A 21,864-nucleotide genomic window follows, 5' to 3' on the forward strand; every position below is an offset into this window, starting at 1 on the left:
TTCTTTTTAGTTTTTGTAGTTGTATTGGTGTTCTGTAACGATATGACCATCTGAATTTTTAATCAATTTTAAACGATTAAACTCATCATATTCGTAATAAACCGTTTCGCCTCTTGGATCAGTAATACTCGTAACCCCAACTAATGGATCGTAAGTAAATGTTGTTACTTGAGCTTTAGCCAATACTGATGATTCTCTTAATCTTTGTAACGCATTTCTTAAATACCCTTCTTTTCCATTAAACCCTAAAGTTCTATCATCATCTTGATTTGATAAATTTTGAATTTTTAATAAAGAATTAAAATTGATATCAGATAATGAAGTTATTGCTGTAGTCACTTCTGCTTCAGTAGCGCCTTCTATCTTAGCTATTGGCTTGGTTTGGTTATATCCCCAAATATAAACCACTGAAGTTCCCTCTGCTTTACTAACCTCTGTCGGATTTCCTTTGTTATCATAACTGTGATAAACTATTCGATCCTCTAAAGCTTGAGTTCCTTTACTTGTTTGTACTTTTTCTGGTAAATACAATCCGCTTCCAAAGTCTTTATAAATCGTATTTTGTTTGCTTAAAGGAATGATATTTCCTTCTATTGTCTTCTTTGTTTCTGTTTCTACAGGTTCATTAACTCGATTATCTAAAATTAAATCAGAGTTACCTACATCATTTGCATACTTTATATTAGTAGTTAAAATATCACCCTTACTATTAACCGTATAAGATTCTTTTAAATTACCTGTGTGAGTATCATAGTTGTAATTTGTAGTAGTAGTAACTCCTTGTGAAATATTTTTTGTTGATGCTAATTGGTAAAACTCTGGGTAGTTTTTATAGTCAGAAAATATAAACCATGAAGTTGTAGTGTCGTTACTTCCAAAAGAAAATTGTGATATTGCTAAACCTTGTGAATCTACATAAGGTGTTGTTGATGGTATGGGTACACTCCTATAATTATTTTCAATAGTTTTTATTGGTTCTAAAGAATCATTACTAACTTTAGAGTAAACTTCTTCTCTTTTTAATAATCCTTTCTTCCAGTCTTTTAAATTTTTCGGTGGAAAAGGATCTTTAATTTCTGGATTCTCTTCAAAAGTAAAATATTTAACTATTTTTCCATTATTTGTAGTTCCGTTTTGATAAATTTCTACACGTGGATAAAGGACAGGTGCACCTTCAAAACTAGCCAATGGTATTTTACTTTTAGAACCATGTACTCGATAAAAACATTTAGCACCACTACCTCCATTTATATGAATATCATTATAATAAACTGGTTTTGATAAAAGTTTACCACTAGAAAAACCAGTATCTTCTACATAATTATAATCCTTAGAAATACAATTCCCTTCTCCATCACAATCTTTTGTAGAAACTACTCTTATTCCCCCAACAGGGATACTCTGTCTAATTTTATTATACTTTAAGATCACATTTGCAGATCCGGAAGCATTTGATGTACAGATATCCAAAAATGCCTCAAGATGCAAAGGAGTATTAATTGGAACTTCTTTAAAGTAACCAAAATTATTTGGGTTTGGTGTAGTATTACTTTGTTGATCATATTCATTACTTGCTGCTACATTTAATCCAAAATTATAAGGTTCTTTAATTGGGTTATAATAACTAAAAGAAGCTCTTGCTTCGCAGATTCCTGATACTCCTGTTTGCGCACTTGCTATAACACTTACTGTTTGTTCAAAAGGTAAATATATATCTTTTGATGGAGGATTTGGATTTGATTTTGTAGCTAAAATTTCAACAGTAGTGTCAAAGGAATATTCAATACCAATATCTCCCCATTCTTTTGGAACTTCATATACTTTATTTTGTTCATAATTTATCTCGGAATAACCTCCTGTAGGATATGTAATACGTTTTAAAGCTCCTAATTGTGATGTATTAAAGTTTACAGCTTTTCTTTTTAATAATCTGTTTCCTAAATTACTATTTAAAGAAGCTGTACTGTAATACCCCCAAACATCCTGATTATCAGGGTCTATAATAATTGGAGGTGTACCATAATAATCTAATTTATATTCTTTATATTGTGAATCATTATTTCCATAAATCTCAATTTTTTTTAATAACTTGAGATTTGATTTTACATTATCATAAACAAATACATAAGATTTGATTTTCTTCTTATTATTATCATATAAACTAATACTATTCAAATAAGTATTCGTTGAATTCAGTGATCCTATAGGTGCTTGGGCATTACGAATATCAAAATGCAACTCTCCGTTTGGAAAAGTAATTTTAGAAATTTGATTTTTTGAAAAAACAGTTGTTTTTATGTAACTAGTTTTCACTGGCTGATTACTTGAACAAGTAGTAGAAACTCCTGAATTAGAGGCACTACCTACTAATAATTCACGATAAGATTTTGAACGTCCAAGTTTATGATAATCATTTCCTTTATCATACTCAAAATTTATACTTTTTTGATTTGTTGGAAAACTAATCTTTGATAAGCCCCAAGCTGATTTATATGTCATTATAGGAGCTACTTGCTCATTATTAGTAATTGGTTCAGAAATAGTTGTTTCTGGATAACCAAAGTCATAAATAATTCCATTGTCATCTATAATTTCATAACTATCAATATTAGGTTTATTAACTAAATAATTTTTATGAGGATTAAATACAACATCTCCTCTCTCATTGTGAAAAAAGTTACCTGAAAGGCTTCCTGCTTTAATTATGAATTTATCTGGCTGAGTATCCATCCTTTTGTCTGATACTTTTCTAAAGAAATTATTTAAATGCACCTCTCTTTCTTCTGTAGTCATATTACTAAAACCATGATTTACAAAAGGTACGACATAATCTTTTCCAATGTTTCCTGAAACATATCCCCAAAGATCTTCATCTGGTCTACCTCTCATTTGACGAATTAACATTCCACCTGCATTTAAAGTCCAACCAAACCCAACCATACTTGCCTCTTCTTCAGCCAATAACCCTCCGTTATTATAACTTAAAGATATAGGTAATTTATAGCCATCTACATTAATTGTAAATATCGGAATAGTGTAATTTATCCTACCTGAAGCTAAATTTACTGGTAAATCACCATATTTACCTAAACTCGCTGCTTCAGGTGAAACTGGAGCTACATCTGGTAACTCTAAACTACTCAATAAACTTGAACTTGGTTCTTGTCCATAACCAAATAAGGACAATAGCAGCATTATAATGCTGATTGAAATTTTTCTCATAAATAAATGATTTTTAGCAATTAATTAATCCTAACAATTTTTAAAATTAACTTTGCAAATTTATACATTTTTTTGTTTTTAACATGTTACATAATCAAAAAAATGTTACCCAAAAAATTGAATAAAGTTTTAAAAATTTAATCTGAAAGAACTCTCTTAAATAGAATTTCTAAATTTAGATACTCTTTTCTTCTCGAATAATCTTTTTTCTTTATAAAGCTGTAAGATTTAATTTCTCCTAATCCTTCTTTTTCGAAAAAGTTTAAAAATTGTAATAGAGAATTATAATCTCCTCGAATTGTAATCGGATAAATTTGACATTTGATACCATTATCTGATACTTGAACATAGTTATTAAATTCTACGATTTCAACTTTATTTTTTTGTTTATAAGAATTAATTTTTTTTAGGAGAATTTGCTGAAAAGAATTATTAAGTAAAATATTTTCACTTTTCAAGATAGAATCTATATATTTTTCTTCTTGTTTTAGCATCATTAAATTTGTACTAATATTATCTGCGGATTCTTTCTCTTTTATTAAGTTTTTATATTTTTCTTTTAATTCAAAAGTATTGCTAAAACTAATAAAATATAATAACGGCAGTGATAATACAAAACCAATTAATAATAGTAAATTTTTCTTTTTAAAATTCATTACTCAATTAAAATTAGAATATGAAAATTAGAGTTATTTTTTCTTTTATCTTTTTCCGTAGTTAACTCTAAAAGTTCTTTTACCCAAGCTTTCCTTTCAAGATTATCTATCCAACTTGTAAATTCTATATAATTATTAAAAGTCCCTTTAACCTCAATTTCTTTTAGATTAAAATTAGTTTCTTTATCTTTTTTAAGCACTTTATTTAAAGATTGATATGACAACACTTTTAAAACAACAGACTTTGGAATTCCATATACAATTTGATCTGGATACTTAGCAATAGAGAAAGAGGTGGAACTCTGTAATTCTGAAAGTAATTTTCTTTTCTTTTTTACCTTTTCTTTTAGGTTTAGTAATTTTCGTTTATCATTTTTTTTTAACTCTAATTGCTCAGTAAATTTATTTACTTCTGAACTATAGGAATTAAAATAAATAAAATTCATTAAAACCAATAAAAAAAGTATTCCTAGAACTAATTTATAACCTAAATTAAATTTCTTTTTCTCAATATATTCCTTGTATTGATCACTCTTATAATTAACAGTTTTATTCAAGTAACAATTTACAATAGCACTTAAACTTAACACATGTTGATTACTAATACGCAATCCATTAATTTCATAATCACAATCAACAAATCTTTTACTGTTAATAGAAACCATTTTTCCGCTATCTATTAGTAACTCAGTATTTGAAGTGAAAATATTTTCATAACTAATAATGGAAAGTAACGAAGAAATTGAAGTAGTTCCTAATAAAACATCTAAAACTGTTATTTTTTTGCTAGTAAATTCTTTTATTAATGATTTCACATAATTTTCTCTTACTACAGATAAAAATGTGCCTTCATTTAATGGTAAAGATTCTTGGTAAAAATCATTTATATTTAAAGAAGAAAAAGCTCTTTTAAAAACAACAGCATCGTTATCATTTTTAATATCTATTGATTTAGATAAAACATGTTTGTTATTTATAACTAGTACAACATGTTCTTGGCTTGTTTTATTTATAAAATCAAATAATTCATTTTTTTCAACGAATTTTTTAGATTCTTTTACCTCTAATTCTAGCTTTTTTCTTTCTAATTGCAAATAAAGAAAAACTTCATTACCCTCTTGATCAAAAGAATACTCAACAGCAGATAATGTATTTCCAAAAAATAAACGATCTTTCATCGTTATTTGATTATAGTTGGTTTAATTAATACAGATAGTTTTTTCTTGGAGTCAATTCTCGTTTTTTTACTAAAAAGCCATTTTATTACAGGAATTCTAGCTAAAAGAGGAACACCAGAACCAGAATCATTTTTTAAATTTTCTTCTAATCCTCCTAAAATAACAATATCTTGGTCTTTTACTCTAATGATAGAAGTGAATTCTCTTGAGTTAATTCCTGGAGGTGCTTCTGCATCAATTCTATTACTTTCGTTAAAACTAGATTGTAATACATTAATACTTAATGTAATTTGATTATCTCCTGCAACCATTGGTTTAATAGAAATTGATAAATCAGCATCAATTGGAACATAATTTCTAATTTCTGTAGTTTGTGGATTTTGAGTTCCAATGATATCTCTTCTTACAACTGCATAATAAGATCTTGCCCCATTAGACAAAACAGCTTCATGTCCATTTAAAGTTGCTAGTTTTGGTGTGGATCTTACTTTAATGTTACCATTACTTTCCATAGCTTGTATTTTAGCGTAAAAATTTGGCACTACTCTTCCTACATTTAAAGAACCAAAACCATTAAACCCTCCTATAATTTTATTTAAAGTCTTAGCTCCTAAAGTTACTTCAGAAGAAGGAAATAATTGACCACTATCATTTACAGGAGTATCTGCTAAACCAAGTTCTACACCTGCATTAACAGTAGATGATTTATTCACTTCTAAAATCATAACTTCAATAAGAATCACTGGAATAGGTTTATCTATCTTCTTTATAAAACGTCTAAACTTATCAATCTTTTGAGTATCACCAGCTACAATAAAACTATTTAACTCTTTATCAATTTTAACATCTAAATCTGTTAATAATCCTTTAGGTACGATATTTAATAACGCATCTACTTTATTATTATAATTACTAGAAGACTCTTGATTTCTTTGATTTATCTGTCTTCTATTTTGATTAAAACCTTGAGATCTAGTATTAGGGTTTCCAAACGAATTTGGAGAATTAAAAGAGTTATTTCCATTTATTATTCCTCCTTGATTCCCATAACTTCCTTGATTCCCCGAAAATGAATTATAGTTATTTCTACTAGTTAACAGAGTTGACATTATTTCTATGGAACGATGCATTAATGGAATCGTAACATAGCTTTTTACTGATTCTTTCTTACTTCCAGAAAAGTAATAAATATTATCATCTTTCTTAAAAGTCAAACTAGTATTATCTTCAAGAATTCTTGTTAATAACTGATCGTAAGTAATTTCTTTTGCTTTAAATGTAACTTTAGACAAACCTGTTAAAGTTGTATCTGTATACATATCTATATTTAATTGATGTCCGATATCTTTTATGATAGATCCGATATCAATATTTTCAAAATCAACTTCTAAAACTTGTTTAATAGAATCTTTTACTTGGAAATAAAAGTTAGAACTTCTATATTTTCTTGGTCTTTGAATTTGCTGTTGATTTTTTCCTCTCCCTCCACTTAAGTTTCCCGCTTGAGGAATATTTAAAGATTCAAATAAATAATAACCATCTTTTGTTTTTGTTACACTTAAATTATTTGTGTAAGCAATTTTATCTATGGCTCCTTCCAATGGTTTATTCTTAATATAAGCTGTAATTAAACTTGATTCAGAACCAATTCCATATAACATGTTTTTCCCAGTAACTTCTGTAATTCTTCTTAACGCAAGAGGTAAACTATCTTTTTTTAAGTCTATAGAAAATAAATCTTCATTAGCATTGTATTCAATAGGAATTATGCGTTCTGACACTACAATTTTTTTCTTATATTCTCTTATTGATATAATATTCCCAATTGTATCTATAGTGAGCGCATATTCTCTACATAAATGCAGCAAAACATTTTTTATTGTTACATTAACAAAATTGTTAGAAACACTATAATTATTTAAACTTGTACTAATACTAAAATTTATTTTCTTTTTCTCTGCAATTGTATTTAATAATGTTGGCAAATCAACATCATTTACATTGTACTCTACTGTTTCAGCTAATGCCGGTATAACTTTAGCTAAACTATCTAACTTATTTTCTAATATTTTAATTCTATCATTTTTAACCTGAGCAAAAAATGAAATACTAATTAAAGTTATTAGAATAAAAATTGTACTCTTTTTCAATTTCAATTATCTTATTGTTAAAAAATTAATTTTCTCTAAACTTTCATACTCTGAATTTCTTCCTATTACAGACCATTCATAGCTTCCTTGTATTAAATTTTCGGCAAATGATCTTTGGGTAATAATTGTATCTAACACTATTTGATTAGCATTTAAAAAATTAGGTTTTGCGATTTTTAAGTGATATTCATCGGCTCCTTCTAGTTCGTTCCAAGAAAATGTTATTGAACCTGTATCTATTGTTACTCCTGTTTTGGGAGCTAAAACTTCAACTGTTTTATTGCTAATATTTTCAACAAAAATTGCTTCGCAACTAAACAATATCGCTGAAATTATGATAATTACTAATATCTTTTTCATAAGTTTTTTTTATTAAAATCGGATGTAAAAGTATAAAATAATTTCTTTTTTATAATTTTGTCTTTATTAAAAAATAGTATTGATATGAAATTGATTTTTTTAAACAAAAAAACTGATGCTTTTAACTTGCAAGAGTTATTAGTTGTAATGGTAATTATTGGTATTTTAGTATTAATAGCTATGCCTAACTTAATGATACAAGTTAACAGAGCTAAAAGTACAGAAGCCAAAATGCAATTATCTCACTTATATGGTTTACAAAGAGATTATTACTATATAAACTCTAAATATTCTAATAATTTCAATGATATTGATTTTGAGCCACCTACAGCAAATAGTTCTGGAAATAATGTATACTATAACTATGAAATCATTGAAGCTTCTAAAAATTCATTTAAAGCAAGAGCTACTGCTATTGATGATTTTGACGGTGATGGTATTAAAAATGTTTGGGAAATAGATCAAGACAAAAACTTAAAAGAAGTTATTAAAGATTAACTTATAACAGTACTTAGATTAAACATTGGAATGTACATGGCTACTAATATCGTTGCTATTACTGCTCCTAAAAACAAGATAATTACCGGCTCTAAAACAGAACTTAACATTTTAGATCGGTATTCTATATCTTTTGTGTACTGCTCCGTAAGTCGTTGAAAAATCACATGATTCTGATTAGTTTCTTCTGCCACCTTTATTAGAGCTCCCATTTTACTATCGAATATACTATGTTTATTAATACTTTCAGACAAGGATTTACCCAATAGAATGTCTTTTTCAATTTTTTTTAAAGCCTCTTGTAATGGGTAAAAAACAATCATTTTTTGAGTTAATTGAATTCCATTTAACAAAGGTACTTTTGCTCCTATTAATAACGTTATTGCTTGTGTAAATTGAGCAATTTTCACTTTTCTGAAAAATTCTCCTACAAAAGGTGTTTTTAAAATAAAAAGTGCTGAAAATTTCCTGTACCATATTTTGCCAGAAAAGATTCTTCTAAAAATTAAAAGACCAATAAGGAGGACTAGTATCACCCAATAATAATCTCTAAAGAAATTTGATGCGTTTATAATTTGACTTGTAATCCAAGGTAATTCTACTTTATTCTGTTTAAAAATATCAGCAAACATAGGCACTACAAATTGCATCATAAATAGCACTGCAAAAAAAGCAGTTATTAATATAATTAAAGGGTATGAAAGAGCATTAATTACATTACGTCTTTGTTCATTTCTCTGTTTATAAAATATACTTAACTCTTCTATTACTCTATTTAAGGTTCCTGTTTTCTCACCTATCTGTACTGAATAATATTCATAATCTGAAAATACATTTCTTGCTCTTAATGCTTCAGAAAAATTCTTCCCTAAAATTAAATCATTAATAATATTTTGAAATAAATTGACATCAAATTCTTTCTTTTGTTCTTTTAAAATTAAATCTAACGCATCTTTTAGCTCTAAACCTGCTTGTAATAAAACATACAGTTCAGTATAAAATGCTTCTCTTTTTTTATTAGAAAACGCACTTCCAAATAAAGTAATCTCTTTTTTTAATAGGCTATCAATATCAAAACTTTTATCTTCTTTTTCTTGTTTAGCTTTTTTTATTTCAAATCCCATAATACTACTTATTTAAGTAAAAAGTTGCATCCTTTTGTAAAAAAACAAAAGTAGGTCTATTTTTTAACTCTTTTATTTCAAAACGCATTCCATCTACAGCACCTTGCTTTACTTTATTTCCGTCTAAAAACAACGTAGTGTTCTTTAAACTTAACTGAAATGAATCTTTATTTCTTAAAACAAAAGTTTGCTCTATTTCATAAGTCACAGAATCTAAAGCATTTTTAAATTTTAAATATGAGTTTTGTTTTTCTATATTTCTGAAAGTATTAAAATCTTTCATAAGCACTTTTTCTAGACGTGTTAATTCTTCTTTAATATAAATCCGTTTTTCTATATTTCTAATTTGCCTCTTCACCATTGACAAAGCCATAAAAGCTAGTGAAACCACAATAGTAGATATCACCATAACTACAATTAATTCAGTAAGTGTAAAAGCATTAATCTTCTTCATTTACTATAATTTTTTTTACTAAAATTTTATTATTTCTTTTCGATGTTATTTCAAAATTCATCCAGTTTACACCATCTTCTTCCTCTGAAAAAACAACGTAAGTAAATTTACTATCATTTATATTATAAGGAACAATAATTTTTTCATTCTGATACTGATAAATTAGTTCATTCAATAAAGCATTATGCTCATGAGTTTCTTTTGTTGCTAAGTTTTTCATTAAATTGGTTAGTATCATCATAGCAATACCAAAAACTAGAATTATAATTACTGTTGCAACAAGTACTTCATTTAACGATGATGCTTTTATTTTTTTTAGTATAACCATTTAGCAATCGATTTTTCCTTTGTTTGAACACCTAAACCAACATATTGATCTACTAAATTATTAGTATTTATATTACCATTATATATATGATTGATATACTTACTTCCTGATTGTAATGCTACGAAATTATCTGTATACACCTCTCCAGTTACATTTCCTAAGAGCTCAATATTTCCTTCACAATATATTTCTCCTATTATTTGAACTTTATCTTTAATCTTTATTTGAGGCCAAAAACTCTTTTCCTTCAAATCACTTTTTAAAAACACAATTACACCTTTTACATCACTTTTAGTATCAATAAAAATCCCATCTTCATTTTCTATTTTTTGATTTTTATATGTCATAATTAAAGCTGAAGGATATTTAAGCTTAACACTCTCTTCAATATGAATACGTTTTGTTGAAAAAGCCTGAACATTTCCTTTAAAACCAGACTGTATTTCTATTTCTGGAGCTATTAAAATAACATCTTCTAAAACTGCTGTTTTTTTTACAATAATTTTTGTATCTGAAGTAATTACTATATTTCCTTTTAATGAAATTTCTTCAAGTTGAATTGTTTGATAATCCCTATAATATAATGTTTCATTATAAAATGATTGCACTATTTTCAATTCACTATTCAACTCTAAATTTGGTTCTATTTCTTTATTGATAAAAAATCTTTCAGATATTTTTTTCAATCGTTCATTTTTGGGCAAGTTTGTGCTACTTCTTCTTGTTTCTCCTTGAATTAAACTTGTACCATAAAAAGAATGCCCTGCGATATTACCTGACTTAACTCCTCGATGAGATAAATAAGAGGTTCCTACTATTTTAGAATTCCCTACTAAAACCAAAGATGTATTATTATCAACCAGATAAATTGCTTTTCTGTTCTTCACTTCATTCCCTAATAAAGCTACTTTTTTAATTATCTCTTTGTTTACTTTAGAAGTAACAATAACTCTATCGAAAATCCCCCAATATTTTTGTTCTATAACAACCTCTTCTTGTTCATTTTCTGAAAACTTAACTTTTTCAACAGTATTTTCTTTTATATTTTTTATACTTAAATAACGAAATCCATTATCAGCCTGAAGTATAGCTTTTTGATACAAACTTTTTTTAACACTTAATTTCTGTTGTAAACTTACCAACTGTATAAAAGCAAATAAAATAATAAAAATAATAATTGCTATGACCAATACATACTGTAATGCTCCTGCCTTTACTTTTTTATTTAAATATTTAGTCATTATTTTTTGAATGTTTTATATTTTCCTTTATATAAAACTTTGATTTCTTTTTTAGTTCCTGAAATCAATTGTACATCTTCTTTTTTTGATCTTAAACGCATGATATATTGATTCCCATTTACAACAAGAATAAACGAAGTGTTTTCTTCACTAGCAATCATTCCTTTGTATTTTATAATTGGAAATACAAAAGGTTCATTTTTACTTATTTTTTTCTTTTTTACTATATTATTTTTAGAAGTTTTATGCAAAGTTCCTAAAAATGGGTCTCTTTCATGAACTGATACTTTATAAACCTCTCTTTTAGCAACAGTTTTAGTTTTAAATTTTTTATAACTAATTACTGGTATTTCTTCTTCTTGCTGTTGTGAATACTTAAAAAACTGAATACCTACAACACTCCATACAACAACAACTATAACTAATAATATATATGTTTTTTGTTTTTTTTTCATAAGCTAAGATATTAACAACGAATATACTTCATCTATAGATGTCACACCTTCTTTAACTAAATTTAAGGCATTCACTTTTAACGTGCTAATGTTATTATCTATCAAATAATCTTCTATTTCAGACTGTTCTTTTTTAATGGCTTTTTCAATAGGTTTTGTTACTGGAATAATTTCATAAATTGCTTTCCTACCTTTATATCCAGTTTGATAACAATGCTCACATCCAACCGCTTTAAAATGCGTTTTTAAAAGTTCGCTTTCTACTATTTCTTCTGGAACATCTTCTTCGTTTACATCAATTCTCTCTTTACAGTTATCACATAATTTCCTTACTAATCGTTGTGCTATACTTACATTCAATGTACTTGCTATTAGAAATGAAGGAACTCCCATATCTATTAATCTTGAAATTGTTCCCCATGCAGAATTCGTATGTATAGTAGACAATACTAAATGACCAGTTAAAGCTGCTCTAATTGCCATATTTGCTGTGGCTACATCTCTTATTTCTCCAACCATAATAACATCAGGATCTTGACGTAAAAAAGTTTTTAATGTACTTGCAAAATCTAAACCAATATCTTCTTTTAACTGTACTTGATTAACACCTTCTAATGTGTATTCTATAGGATCTTCAATTGTTAAAATATTAGTATCTTCCTTATTTAATTCTTTTAAAGTAGCGTACAGTGTAGTCGTTTTCCCCGAACCTGTTGGTCCAGATATTAATATAATTCCATTAGGTTTTTTTACTGCCTTTTTGTACGAGTGTAACTCTTCTTTTGTGAATCCTAATTTATCTAATTGAATTGCTACGTTATTCTTAGATAAAATACGAAGTACTAACTTTTCTCCATGTAAAGTTGGTAATGATGAAACACGAATATCAAAATCTTCATATGCAGTTGTAATGTTTATTCTACCGTCTTGTGGCAAACGTTTTTCAGAAATATCCATTCCTGACATAATCTTTAATCGGTTCACTATTTTTGGATATTCATCAAGCGAGATTAAATATTTCTCTATTAGTTTACCATCAATTCTAAAACGGACTTTATTTTGTTCTTCAAATGCCTCAAAATGAATATCGCTACTTCCTATTTCTTTAGCTTCATGAATTATATTTAATAAAAAATCATCTGTATAATTTAAAGTAGATGTTCCTTTATTTCTCTTTCTGTAATTGTTCAGTAAAAATTTATTAATTATTTCTTTTTCTTCTTTTTCTAAACTTACTACGCTACCTAATATAACTTCTAACTCGTTTTTAAGATCAACTAAATCTTCTTTATCTGTTAAAAAAGTTATTTTTAAATCTGTTTTTATTTTTGGTATAATTCTATACTCATAAGCCAATTCAGATGAGATTAACTGTACTAAATCGGTAGACAAATCGAATTTTTTCTCTTTCATTTAAATAGTATATAGGTTCACTATATTAAATGCCAAATTTAACAATAAAATTAAAAATAAAAATAAAGATTGAAATCCTGCTAAAGGCACAGTTTTGTATTTCATTTTAGATTTCATAATCAAAAACAAAAGCAAAGAAAATAATTGTGAACTCACGAACAAAATTAGAAAGTTAGAAGTAGGAAACGAAACTGCTAAACCAAGAAAAAATAATAAATCTCCTAAACCTATCGCTAAAAAGAAAGATGATTTTAATTTAAACTTTATGTAAATCCATAAACATAAATTTAAAAATAACAGGAATGAAAGGTTAATTACAATTGATAATAGGTAAATTTCTTTAAAAGTTTTTTGGTAGAATAATACACTTCCTAAAATTATAAACACAAACAACAATAGAACATGTACTTTTCTTTCTTTTACATCTTCAAAAAAAATAATAATTAAAATTAGTAAATACAAGTATAACAATATGACAAAGTTTTATAAGCCTGTAAACTTAATATTTATTTTTTGACTTCATAAATTTATAAAAAACAATATCTTATATATTGAATGAGATTACTTTTTCACAATAAAAAACTTATTACATAATATTATTGTATGTATTCTACACCTTTAACTCGCTATTTTATTTTTTTATAGGAGAAATTAAATACACTATAAACAAAAAGTTTATTACTCCGTTTTCGATTCTTTTCCTAAAGCTTTTATAGAATCAATTTGCTTTTGTAATTTTTGTATTTGTAGTTTATTTTCTAATTCATTTAGTTTTGTACTCATAGAGTCTAATACTACTGACTTTTCTTTTTCGAAAAGTGCTGAGTTAATCTTAAAATAATCGTTAGATGTTTCACTCTCTTTCCATGCTTCTCCTAATTGTTCGAAAACATTTTCGTCCCATTTACTTGGGTGTTTAGCATCAATCCAAACTACATCTCTGTATTCACTATCAATTAACGCTAAATCTGGAGTTGCTGAACCATCAAAATTACTAGATTTATCACGAATTGCAGAAATTGTTCCTAAGAAAAACATACGCTTTCTTCCTGCAATATTTTTAATATATGGTCTAAATTCCACAGGTTTATTTACAGACCAATCAAACTCTTTTCTCGACTCAATAACTTTTAAAGGCATTGCTGAAACTCCTGCATATCCTTGTTTTTTTGCTGCATGATCGTAGTAATATAATTTATCTGTTCCATCGGCAGGAATGAACACACTAAAACTTAAACTTGTTCGCTCATCACCAACAGGTTCTAATCCAAACCAATGATATAATCCACTATACGCATCTAAACTAGTATCAGAAAAATCAAAATCTGTTACAAATGGTTGTTGATTTTGATCATCTTCTAAATCTGGAATTTTAACTGCTGTTTTCATATTCCATGGTAAAGGATCGCTAAATCCGCCTAAAAATTTTAAAGATTCTGCTTGTAAACGAGAAACTTTTTCTGCTAAAGTGTTTTGACGTGTTAAAAATGGATATTTCTTCATGTCTTTTGGTGCTATAAAAGTTCCTTTTCCAAAGAAAATACGTTCTACATAATCATTAAAATCATGTGCTCCATTATCAATAATCATTACACCACCAAAAGTAGGATATGGAAAAAAGAAACCTTTCCATTTTATTAAACTTACTACTTGAACCCAAGCTCCTTTATCGTTTTTCATATAATAGGTATCACTTGGTTCCATCGTGAATAACTGAAAAATATTGAAACGTTGAACAACAGCATTGTATGTGTTTCTACTAAATTTTAAAGATTCACCAATTGAAAAAGTAACTGGAATTCTGTTTTCACTAGAAAACCTTGGAAAAGGTGTTGTACTAGATACTGCAAAAACTTCTTCAGTGTTATCCGTCATTCCTTGCCAAGCGTATTTCTCTGTAGGCTGAATTGCCATCGTCCATTTATTTACAGAATCTATACGAACTAAATGAGGTAATGATACATCTTTTGTTTCTCCTACAGACTCATTTGCCATAGAAAAAATATTCATTAAAGGCTGTATACGTTCATTCTGAGTTAAAGGTAATTCACTGATTTCATATTTATTTAAATCGTTGAATACATTATATGTTTTAATATAATCGTACATTTTGTATTGCCATCCAACGAAATATAATATTCCAAAAAACACAATCATTCCGAATAAAGAAACTATTCTACCTCCAGCTCCTGCTGTTCTTCGGAATTTTCTGATTCCTAAAAACAATACAGTAAATGATAATAGAATTATAAAAATATATTTCCTAAGAAAAAGTAAAGCTGGCTGAAAATCGTCTCTTAATATAAATAAAGCTAATAAAATAACTAAAGTCCAAAATATGACAACGAACTTTTGTTTGCTTCCTTTATTCCAATATCTTTTGATCATTTTGTTAGATGTATTTGATTTTGATTTCGATTGAAGTCGATCTCAAATTATATTATGTAGTACTAAATTTTAAACTTATTCTGTTTAAATTATAAATAACCTTTGTCTTTTAAACGCTCTCTAGCGCTTTTCTTTTCTTCTTTAGGTTCTTCTTCTTTTTTTACCTCTTCTTTAACTTCTTCTTTAGAGTCTGACTTTAAATCTTCGATAAAATCTTTTCCTTTTTCTATAGTATTTTGAACTAAATCTTCTAACGAATCTGAATGTTCATCTATCACTTCAGCTGATTTAAATACTCCACCTGCAACATAAGTTCCTATTAAAGTTCCAACAATCATAGAAGCAAAAGCAGATATTGTAGCAATGTCAATTGGTATTAAAAATCTTACTACTAGAATTCCTATTAGGAAAAGTACAGAAACAAACACTAAACGCAGTAAAAAAGGCTGTCTATAAACAAATCCTTTTGTTTCAGTTGCTTTCATTTGTAATTCTTTTGAATTCATTAATTTATTAAAAAATCGATAAATTCCATTTCCTTTTGATTCTTTCCAATACCATACAATTCCGAATAAAATTGCAGCTACAAAAAGTATAATTTCTAGTGTTAGCATATGCTGTTACAAGTTTAGTGTTTGAAATAAGTTATTATTTAAAAAACTCTTATCATCAAACTTAGTTAATTATTTGTTTTTATGATGCAATGCTTCCTTGTAATTGAAACATTCCTGTTAGTTTCATTCCTACATGTAATTCAGAGAATCGCATATTTTCTTTTGCCACGTACATATCAATAGTAAAAAAGTCTTTCACATCATGATTTGTAATTAACCTAACATTCAATAAATAGCCTTTACTACTTTTATCATTCAAGAGATAACTCTCTTTAAAACTCTCTAATTCTCCTATAAAATCGAAACACCCATAGTTTGGTAGATCATTACTAGGCATATACATCGTAAAATCTTTACTATATTTTACTTCACTGTTTGAAGTATCATTATTATGAATATCTAGGACGAACACAATTCCACTTAAATTAATATTGAGCTTCTTTTGAGTTAAATATATTGCTCTGTTTTCTGCATAATCTGTAGCGAAATACCATAGTCCAAAAGTATCTCTACCTCTTCCTGAAACAATAGCTTCAAGATTATCTATATTTTCCCATTCAACAATTTCTTTTGTTTCAAAATCTAATTGATATTCTGTTTTTACTACTGGTAAAATCGTTTTAGGTTCACCTTGATGAGTTATTGCTTTAAAATTAACATCATCAAATTCTACTTCAGATATTGATAAATTATCTCTTTTTAATTTAGGTTCTTTGGTTAATGCAAAAGCGAAATATTCATGTAATATTTTACTTCCTTCTTCTGTTCTATATGTTTCAAAACCAAAAACACCTCCCCATGTATTACTTAAACTTAATGTATTTGCTTTTTTAACAATTATTCCTGATTCATTTTCAAAACTTGGTGCTGTGATTTCTATTTTATCTTCAAAATAATTTTTACCTTCAAATAGATTCGCCTTTAAAATATCATTATTCTCATTTGAAGTAAATTCTACAAATTCTCCATAATTAATTTTATCCTTATCAAAAACATAAGGTAAGCCAATTGTTCCTTTATGATGATTACTAAAGTTGTATGTGATAGAAATTGCTTTTAACTCTTCGTCTATATTTGCTATTTTATGATTCTTATCGTTGTTAAATTGAGAATGATAAAAAATGGTATATGAAACAATTTTGTTTTGTTTTAACAACTGTTCAAAACGTTCTTCCATTTTTAGTATTGCCATATCAGCAGACAATACATAAGAGCTATCATCTCCAACAGTATATAAGAAACCTACAATTTCTCCATCATTATTTTCATAAGCAGATATGGGCGCGTAGTTTCCTTGAAGTTGCATATTCATAAATAACTTTATATACTCGCTATACTTTTGCATTGAAAGAAAAAAATCACTTTTCTCAACCTTATTTTCTTTTGATTCTTTTTTCGATGAATCGTTTTTTTTATTGTTTAAAAAATCAAATAATCCCATACCAATTTTGCTTTTTCTTTTCTTGAATTAAATATTATTTTTAATTGTATGTATAACCCAATCTTTCATTGAATCACTCCAGTTTTTATATCGTTTGTAAAATTCTTCTTTATCGTACCAGTATAAAAATAAAATATCTTTTGGAGAAATACTTACTAATAATTTCCAAATTAAATCCTGTTCATTAGGTTTTAATGAAGAATGTGGACTATGTAAAGCTATGTAAACTTCCTCATCTACAATATCTTTAATCTTCACAAAAGTTCCTGTATTTTTTTTCTCTAAATATCGATCCACACTCATTACTTTTTTTCGAGCACTAATATCTATCTTATTTAAGTAACTTTTAAATAACATTGGATCTTCTAAAATATCTTTTATTTCGTGAGTTGTATTTTCTAGATGTTTAGAAAGTAAAAACTTTTTCACTCGTTCGTGTCTTCTTTTGGTAATTTCAGAATTAAGATCGAATTCAATAATTAAATGTGATTGTAATTTTTCAATCAACTCATTGTGACCAATATGATACATTAATACGTCGTGACTTGTATCTTTAATTGCTTCTTTATAAGCATCAATATCTTGAAATACTAAAATTGGAGATAAAAAACTTTTAATTACGAAGATTCCTCCAAATGCTTCTGTAAAAAACGAATCTACATTAAATGTAATATCTTTAATATCAATAATTCTTTCTCTTAAATCGCCATAGGTATTTGCAGAGTTTAATAGTTTTTGATGAATTTCTTCATCTACAAAATTATTATCTTTATTAAACAACTCGATTAATTCTAATTGTTCTTTTTGTGCTTTATCTAAATTATCTACCAGATGAAAACGTATGATAATATCTTTATATTTCAATACGTCTAAAGGTTCATAAAACACATCTATTTTTTGGTCAAAATCAACACAAATTGCCGAATCTCTAGTTATGTTTTCTATATTCGCTTGATGTGTTTTAAAAACATATTTCATTAACTCTCTATCGAATGAATGAAATGGATTATACACTGGTAATCCTTTTTGAAGCGGTGTAATAATAATACAATGAGGGTTGGCTTCTCCATTGTTTAAGTAATGAATTTCTCCTTTTTCTTCAGCAACTTCAGGACTCCACCCTATTCCATCAATAAAAAAAGATTCTAGTTTAGTAGCTGTAAAACCTAATTTTATTAAACACTTATTATAACGTTCTACTAATTTACCACTAATAGGAATTAATTCTCCTTTATATAAATCTGCTTCTTTTAATTTCTGCATTATTAAATATTTAAACTTGAAACTTGATGATAATGTTTCTGAGTTTCTTCAATTAATTCATTCCATTTTTTAATAGTAATAGCCTCTATATTACTTTCAATTAGAAGTTGTACGGCACTATCAATCGCTGTTTTAATTTTCTCGTAATTTGGAAAGTGCAATCGTTTATACTTTTTAATTGTTAACATATTACTATTCCATGTATATTCTTTTCTATTTATTTGGTTCAATCTTTCAAAAACATAGCCTGGAATGAAGCTATTTTTTTGTTTAGGATTAAACACTATTTGTATTTCAACCCATTGCTGTGGATGATCTTTCACAGGGAAAATTATAATATGATAACCTTTATAATTCCCTTCTATAAAAGTTTGATTATTACTAAATTTGTTTTTAAATATAAATTCTTGAAAAACCTTTTTTTTTAATAAAATCTTAGAATTTTTATTTTTTAATCTATCTCCGTATTTGTAACTTATCAAGCCAATTATAAACGTAAAAAAAATTGTTACAAAAAATAACATTATTACAAAAGGTGCAACTTCATTAGGATTATAGTTATTAAATAAACTAATACTAGATGGAATTACTACTAAAGGTAAAACAAGAAAAAATGCTGGTAAATAATGTCTTTTTAAAACTTCCTTCATTTTTTATCTTTTACTTTCAATGTTCTATTATATAAATTAATTAAAAAAGCTTTAATTCTTTTTAGTATTTTATAAATCAATTTAAAAAAACCATAAATAATAATCTCAAAAACAACTTCAATAAAAACAGTTCTTACAAATCCTATAAATAGTTCTAATAATAATATCATCTAAAAAAATTAGCTTCTTTCAAACTGTTCTCTAGCTTCCAGTTCAATATTCATCTGACTAATACGAGCATCTACTTTTCTCTTGAAGTCAGTATCTGCAATAGTTGCCACATTGTCTAAATAACGTACCACTTCTTGACGTCTAATTTCAGAAAAATCTAAACCTTTCATATTCGTTTTCATTAACTCTTTTAACATATTGAATTTCGTTTCATAATCCTTTCTAAAATATACTTCTGGATTATCGAACCAATCTTGTTCTAAATCAAAATCTGTTAAACGTAATGAAATTGCTGATTGTATATTTCTTACATCTCTTGAAGAGAAAAATGGAAATACTTTTTGAATTTCTTTATATAAACTTGCAAAAAACATATGTTGATTTGTACCATACTGTTTTTCAACACGATCATAAACCTCATGAACACGCTCCTCTGTAGGTTTTTCTATACTATTTAAAACATCTCCCATAGTTTTTACAAATCCTTGATCTCTCAAATATTCATAACCAGAAGGATCAGTCATGTTTACAAACTCTGGCATTGTTTTCTCGAATTTTCTCCACCAAATATGATCTTGATCTAAAAAATCATTTTCTGTTCTTGCACCATCAATTTTAAATCGACCTTGTACACGAGAAATTACAGCTTTATCTAACATTTCTGGTAAATTCGTAAACAATCCGATTGAACTATTCCCGTAATTTACTGCATAAGCTCCTTCTGTGTAACGTAAGAAAACCCCGATAACTTCTTTTACACCAGCTGAAACACCTTGTGCAGTTCGCTCTTGTAAATTATTTTCAGCATCATCAATAGGTGCAAAAATTAATTTCGTTGGATCTTGCATTGGTTTCATCCATTCTACCATTTTCTCTGCTGACCCTCCTTGAAAAGTAGAAATCAGTGTATCTGGCATTGGATGGAATAGAAATGGAATTTCTAAATTATCTGAATGTTCTTTTAATCGAGTAGCAATTGCTGCAATTAACATACTTTTTCCGGTACCAGGAATTCCGTATCCCATAAATACAGGCATAAAACCACCCAACTCTTGAAATGGATTTTTCTGAGCATCAAAATCGTAACTTAACATACGTTCTGTTAAACGACGTGCAAAATGCTTTGCATCTTTATTTCCTACGATTTGCTCAAACTGAATTTTATTAAACTCAACACTCTTTGCTGTTTCGCTAAATGTATTTTCCCATCCTGAAACTGCAAAGTCTGAATTTTCTAATTTATAGGTTCTATCCGTAATCGTTTCTGTATATTCTAAACTACTTTTTCTTAAATTGATTTCATCAATTAAAGCTTCAAAATACACAACAGTGAAATCTATTACATCTTTATCTGACTTAATGATGTCTGGATGTGATAAATATTTTTCATAATAAAACAAACAACATGAAATTCCTTTTAATGGTGTTAAAAAAGACACCTCTGGAATTCCAGCAAACTTCTGCTTCATCACAGACAAATCATCTGAAGCGTGTTCTTTTAAGTCGTGCAGTATTTTATATGATGTAGCAAATAACTGAAAAGCTGTAGCGGTTTGCATTTTACTTTCAAACTCTCTTCTTCCATTTGCATCTAATGCAGATTTTCTTTCAGATAAACTTGATAAACCTGATGCATCTGTAAAACTATCTTTAATCCAAATTCCTAAAGTTAATCCTTCTTGAACTGCAAATAAAGTTTGATTTAAATACACAGGAATAGCAATTGAATCTGGCAATAATCTTTTCTTTAATGCTAATATAGTTTTAGAAACAGATGTAATTTCTGAACTTCCACTTCCTCCTTTTGCCTTAGATAAAAACAATAAAATTGATTCATCTTTAGCATCTTTATCTTTATTTTTTGCTCGTTGACTTTGTTCCCATTGAATACTTTTTAAATATCCACTTGCTTCATCGCGAAGCACATCTAATTCATTTTGTTTTATAGGGAAAGTTGAGTTGTGTTCCATTTTTCTTTAGTTGATTATTTTATTTTCTTTTTCTCTAGAATTTAATTCTTTCTTTATTTCCTTTATATTTTTGGAATCTTTGTAAATCATTGAAATGTATAGCATAGTAATTACAAACAAGGGTAAAAACACATTTCCTTTTAAATAGAAATAGACATAACCAAAACCTATATAAGAGATTATTAAAAGACCTAATTGAATTTTATAAGTCATTTTTCTATTTTTTAAAAGAGAACCTAATTCTTCAGTAGGTTTATCTGTAAGATCTTCTTTATTCATTTTTAAATC

The 21,864-nt window shown here is 27.2% G+C and carries 20 protein-coding genes; 2 read left to right on the top strand and 18 right to left on the bottom strand.

The window, feature by feature from the left end; translation table 11 throughout:
- Positions 1-6: 6 nt before the first annotated feature.
- The 5 genes from ACSIGC_RS04985 to ACSIGC_RS05005 all read right to left on the bottom strand — a co-directional run bounded on the left by ACSIGC_RS04985 (position 7) and on the right by ACSIGC_RS05005 (position 7,566).
- Positions 7-3,222, bottom strand: a complete 3,216-nt coding sequence (locus ACSIGC_RS04985) for a hypothetical protein (protein ID WP_442267056.1) — start codon at positions 3,220-3,222, stop codon at positions 7-9.
- Between the two features lie 137 nt (positions 3,223-3,359).
- Positions 3,360-3,878, bottom strand: a complete 519-nt coding sequence (locus ACSIGC_RS04990) for a hypothetical protein (protein WP_442267057.1) — start codon at positions 3,876-3,878, stop codon at positions 3,360-3,362.
- Positions 3,878-5,056, bottom strand: a complete 1,179-nt coding sequence (locus tag ACSIGC_RS04995; RefSeq protein WP_442267058.1) for a hypothetical protein — start codon at positions 5,054-5,056, stop codon at positions 3,878-3,880. Before ACSIGC_RS04995 ends, ACSIGC_RS04990 begins: the two co-directional genes overlap by 1 nt.
- A 2-nt stretch (positions 5,057-5,058) precedes the next feature.
- Positions 5,059-7,206, bottom strand: a complete 2,148-nt coding sequence (locus tag ACSIGC_RS05000) for a type II secretion system protein GspD (RefSeq protein ID WP_442267059.1) — start codon at positions 7,204-7,206, stop codon at positions 5,059-5,061.
- Between the two features lie 6 nt (positions 7,207-7,212).
- Positions 7,213-7,566 carry a hypothetical protein gene (locus tag ACSIGC_RS05005; RefSeq protein ID WP_442267060.1) on the bottom strand — a complete coding sequence of 118 codons (354 nt, stop codon included), beginning with the start codon at positions 7,564-7,566 and terminating at the stop codon, positions 7,213-7,215.
- Positions 7,567-7,650: 84 nt separating this feature from the next.
- On the opposite strand from ACSIGC_RS05005, the gene ACSIGC_RS05010 reads away from it, so the two are divergent.
- Positions 7,651-8,064, top strand: a complete 414-nt coding sequence (locus ACSIGC_RS05010) for a type IV pilin protein (RefSeq protein WP_442267061.1) — start codon at positions 7,651-7,653, stop codon at positions 8,062-8,064.
- Here ACSIGC_RS05010 and ACSIGC_RS05015 read toward each other — a convergent pair.
- From ACSIGC_RS05015 to ACSIGC_RS05040, 6 genes are read right to left on the bottom strand one after another with little or no spacing between them, the layout of a single operon-like run.
- Positions 8,061-9,188, bottom strand: coding sequence for a type II secretion system F family protein (locus ACSIGC_RS05015; RefSeq protein ID WP_442267062.1), 1,128 nt, complete (start codon positions 9,186-9,188; stop codon positions 8,061-8,063). The two genes, ACSIGC_RS05010 and ACSIGC_RS05015, sit on opposite strands and share 4 nt — an antisense overlap.
- A 4-nt stretch (positions 9,189-9,192) precedes the next feature.
- Positions 9,193-9,642: a PulJ/GspJ family protein gene (locus tag ACSIGC_RS05020; protein ID WP_442267063.1), complete on the bottom strand. Its 450-nt coding sequence runs from the start codon at positions 9,640-9,642 to the stop codon at positions 9,193-9,195.
- A complete protein-coding gene (locus ACSIGC_RS05025; RefSeq protein ID WP_442267064.1) occupies positions 9,629-9,970 on the bottom strand; it encodes a hypothetical protein in 342 nt (113 codons plus the stop codon). The genes ACSIGC_RS05020 and ACSIGC_RS05025 overlap by 14 nt, the downstream gene beginning before the upstream one ends.
- Positions 9,958-11,211 (bottom strand): hypothetical protein, encoded by a 1,254-nt coding sequence (locus ACSIGC_RS05030; protein WP_442267065.1) that lies wholly within the window; start codon positions 11,209-11,211, stop codon positions 9,958-9,960. Before ACSIGC_RS05030 ends, ACSIGC_RS05025 begins: the two co-directional genes overlap by 13 nt.
- Positions 11,211-11,666: a hypothetical protein gene (locus tag ACSIGC_RS05035; RefSeq protein WP_442267066.1), complete on the bottom strand. Its 456-nt coding sequence runs from the start codon at positions 11,664-11,666 to the stop codon at positions 11,211-11,213. Before ACSIGC_RS05035 ends, ACSIGC_RS05030 begins: the two co-directional genes overlap by 1 nt.
- 3 nt (positions 11,667-11,669) lie before the next feature.
- Positions 11,670-13,079 carry a GspE/PulE family protein gene (locus ACSIGC_RS05040; RefSeq protein ID WP_442267067.1) on the bottom strand — a complete coding sequence of 470 codons (1,410 nt, stop codon included), beginning with the start codon at positions 13,077-13,079 and terminating at the stop codon, positions 11,670-11,672.
- A gap of 94 nt (positions 13,080-13,173) precedes the next feature.
- On the opposite strand from ACSIGC_RS05040, the gene ACSIGC_RS05045 reads away from it, so the two are divergent.
- Positions 13,174-13,350, top strand: coding sequence for a hypothetical protein (locus tag ACSIGC_RS05045; RefSeq protein WP_442267068.1), 177 nt, complete (start codon positions 13,174-13,176; stop codon positions 13,348-13,350).
- A 407-nt stretch (positions 13,351-13,757) separates the two neighbouring features.
- On the opposite strand, the gene ACSIGC_RS05050 is transcribed toward ACSIGC_RS05045, so the two are convergent.
- The 7 genes from ACSIGC_RS05050 to ACSIGC_RS05080 all read right to left on the bottom strand — a co-directional run bounded on the left by ACSIGC_RS05050 (position 13,758) and on the right by ACSIGC_RS05080 (position 21,855).
- Entirely contained in the window at positions 13,758-15,467 is a 1,710-nt protein-coding gene (locus ACSIGC_RS05050) for a hypothetical protein (RefSeq protein ID WP_442267069.1), read from the bottom strand.
- 89 nt (positions 15,468-15,556) lie between these two features.
- Positions 15,557-16,081, bottom strand: a complete 525-nt coding sequence (locus ACSIGC_RS05055) for a hypothetical protein (protein ID WP_442267070.1) — start codon at positions 16,079-16,081, stop codon at positions 15,557-15,559.
- 79 nt (positions 16,082-16,160) lie between these two features.
- A complete protein-coding gene (locus tag ACSIGC_RS05060) occupies positions 16,161-17,522 on the bottom strand; it encodes a hypothetical protein (protein WP_442267071.1) in 1,362 nt (453 codons plus the stop codon).
- A 27-nt stretch (positions 17,523-17,549) separates the two neighbouring features.
- On the bottom strand, positions 17,550-18,785 hold the full coding sequence (locus ACSIGC_RS05065; RefSeq protein ID WP_442267072.1) for a DUF6638 family protein: 1,236 nt from the start codon (positions 18,783-18,785) through the stop codon (positions 17,550-17,552).
- Positions 18,786-18,787: 2 nt separating this feature from the next.
- Positions 18,788-19,435 carry a hypothetical protein gene (locus ACSIGC_RS05070; protein ID WP_442267073.1) on the bottom strand — a complete coding sequence of 216 codons (648 nt, stop codon included), beginning with the start codon at positions 19,433-19,435 and terminating at the stop codon, positions 18,788-18,790.
- 179 nt (positions 19,436-19,614) lie between these two features.
- Complete coding sequence (locus ACSIGC_RS05075; RefSeq protein ID WP_442267074.1) at positions 19,615-21,576, bottom strand: AAA family ATPase; 1,962 nt, start codon at positions 21,574-21,576, stop codon at positions 19,615-19,617.
- Positions 21,577-21,582: 6 nt separating this feature from the next.
- On the bottom strand, positions 21,583-21,855 hold the full coding sequence (locus tag ACSIGC_RS05080) for a hypothetical protein (RefSeq protein ID WP_442267075.1): 273 nt from the start codon (positions 21,853-21,855) through the stop codon (positions 21,583-21,585).
- Positions 21,856-21,864 lie beyond the last annotated feature (9 nt).

The sequence above is a fragment of the Tenacibaculum aquaeponti genome (assembly GCF_052084715.1).
In the GTDB taxonomy this organism is placed as follows: domain Bacteria; phylum Bacteroidota; class Bacteroidia; order Flavobacteriales; family Flavobacteriaceae; genus Polaribacter.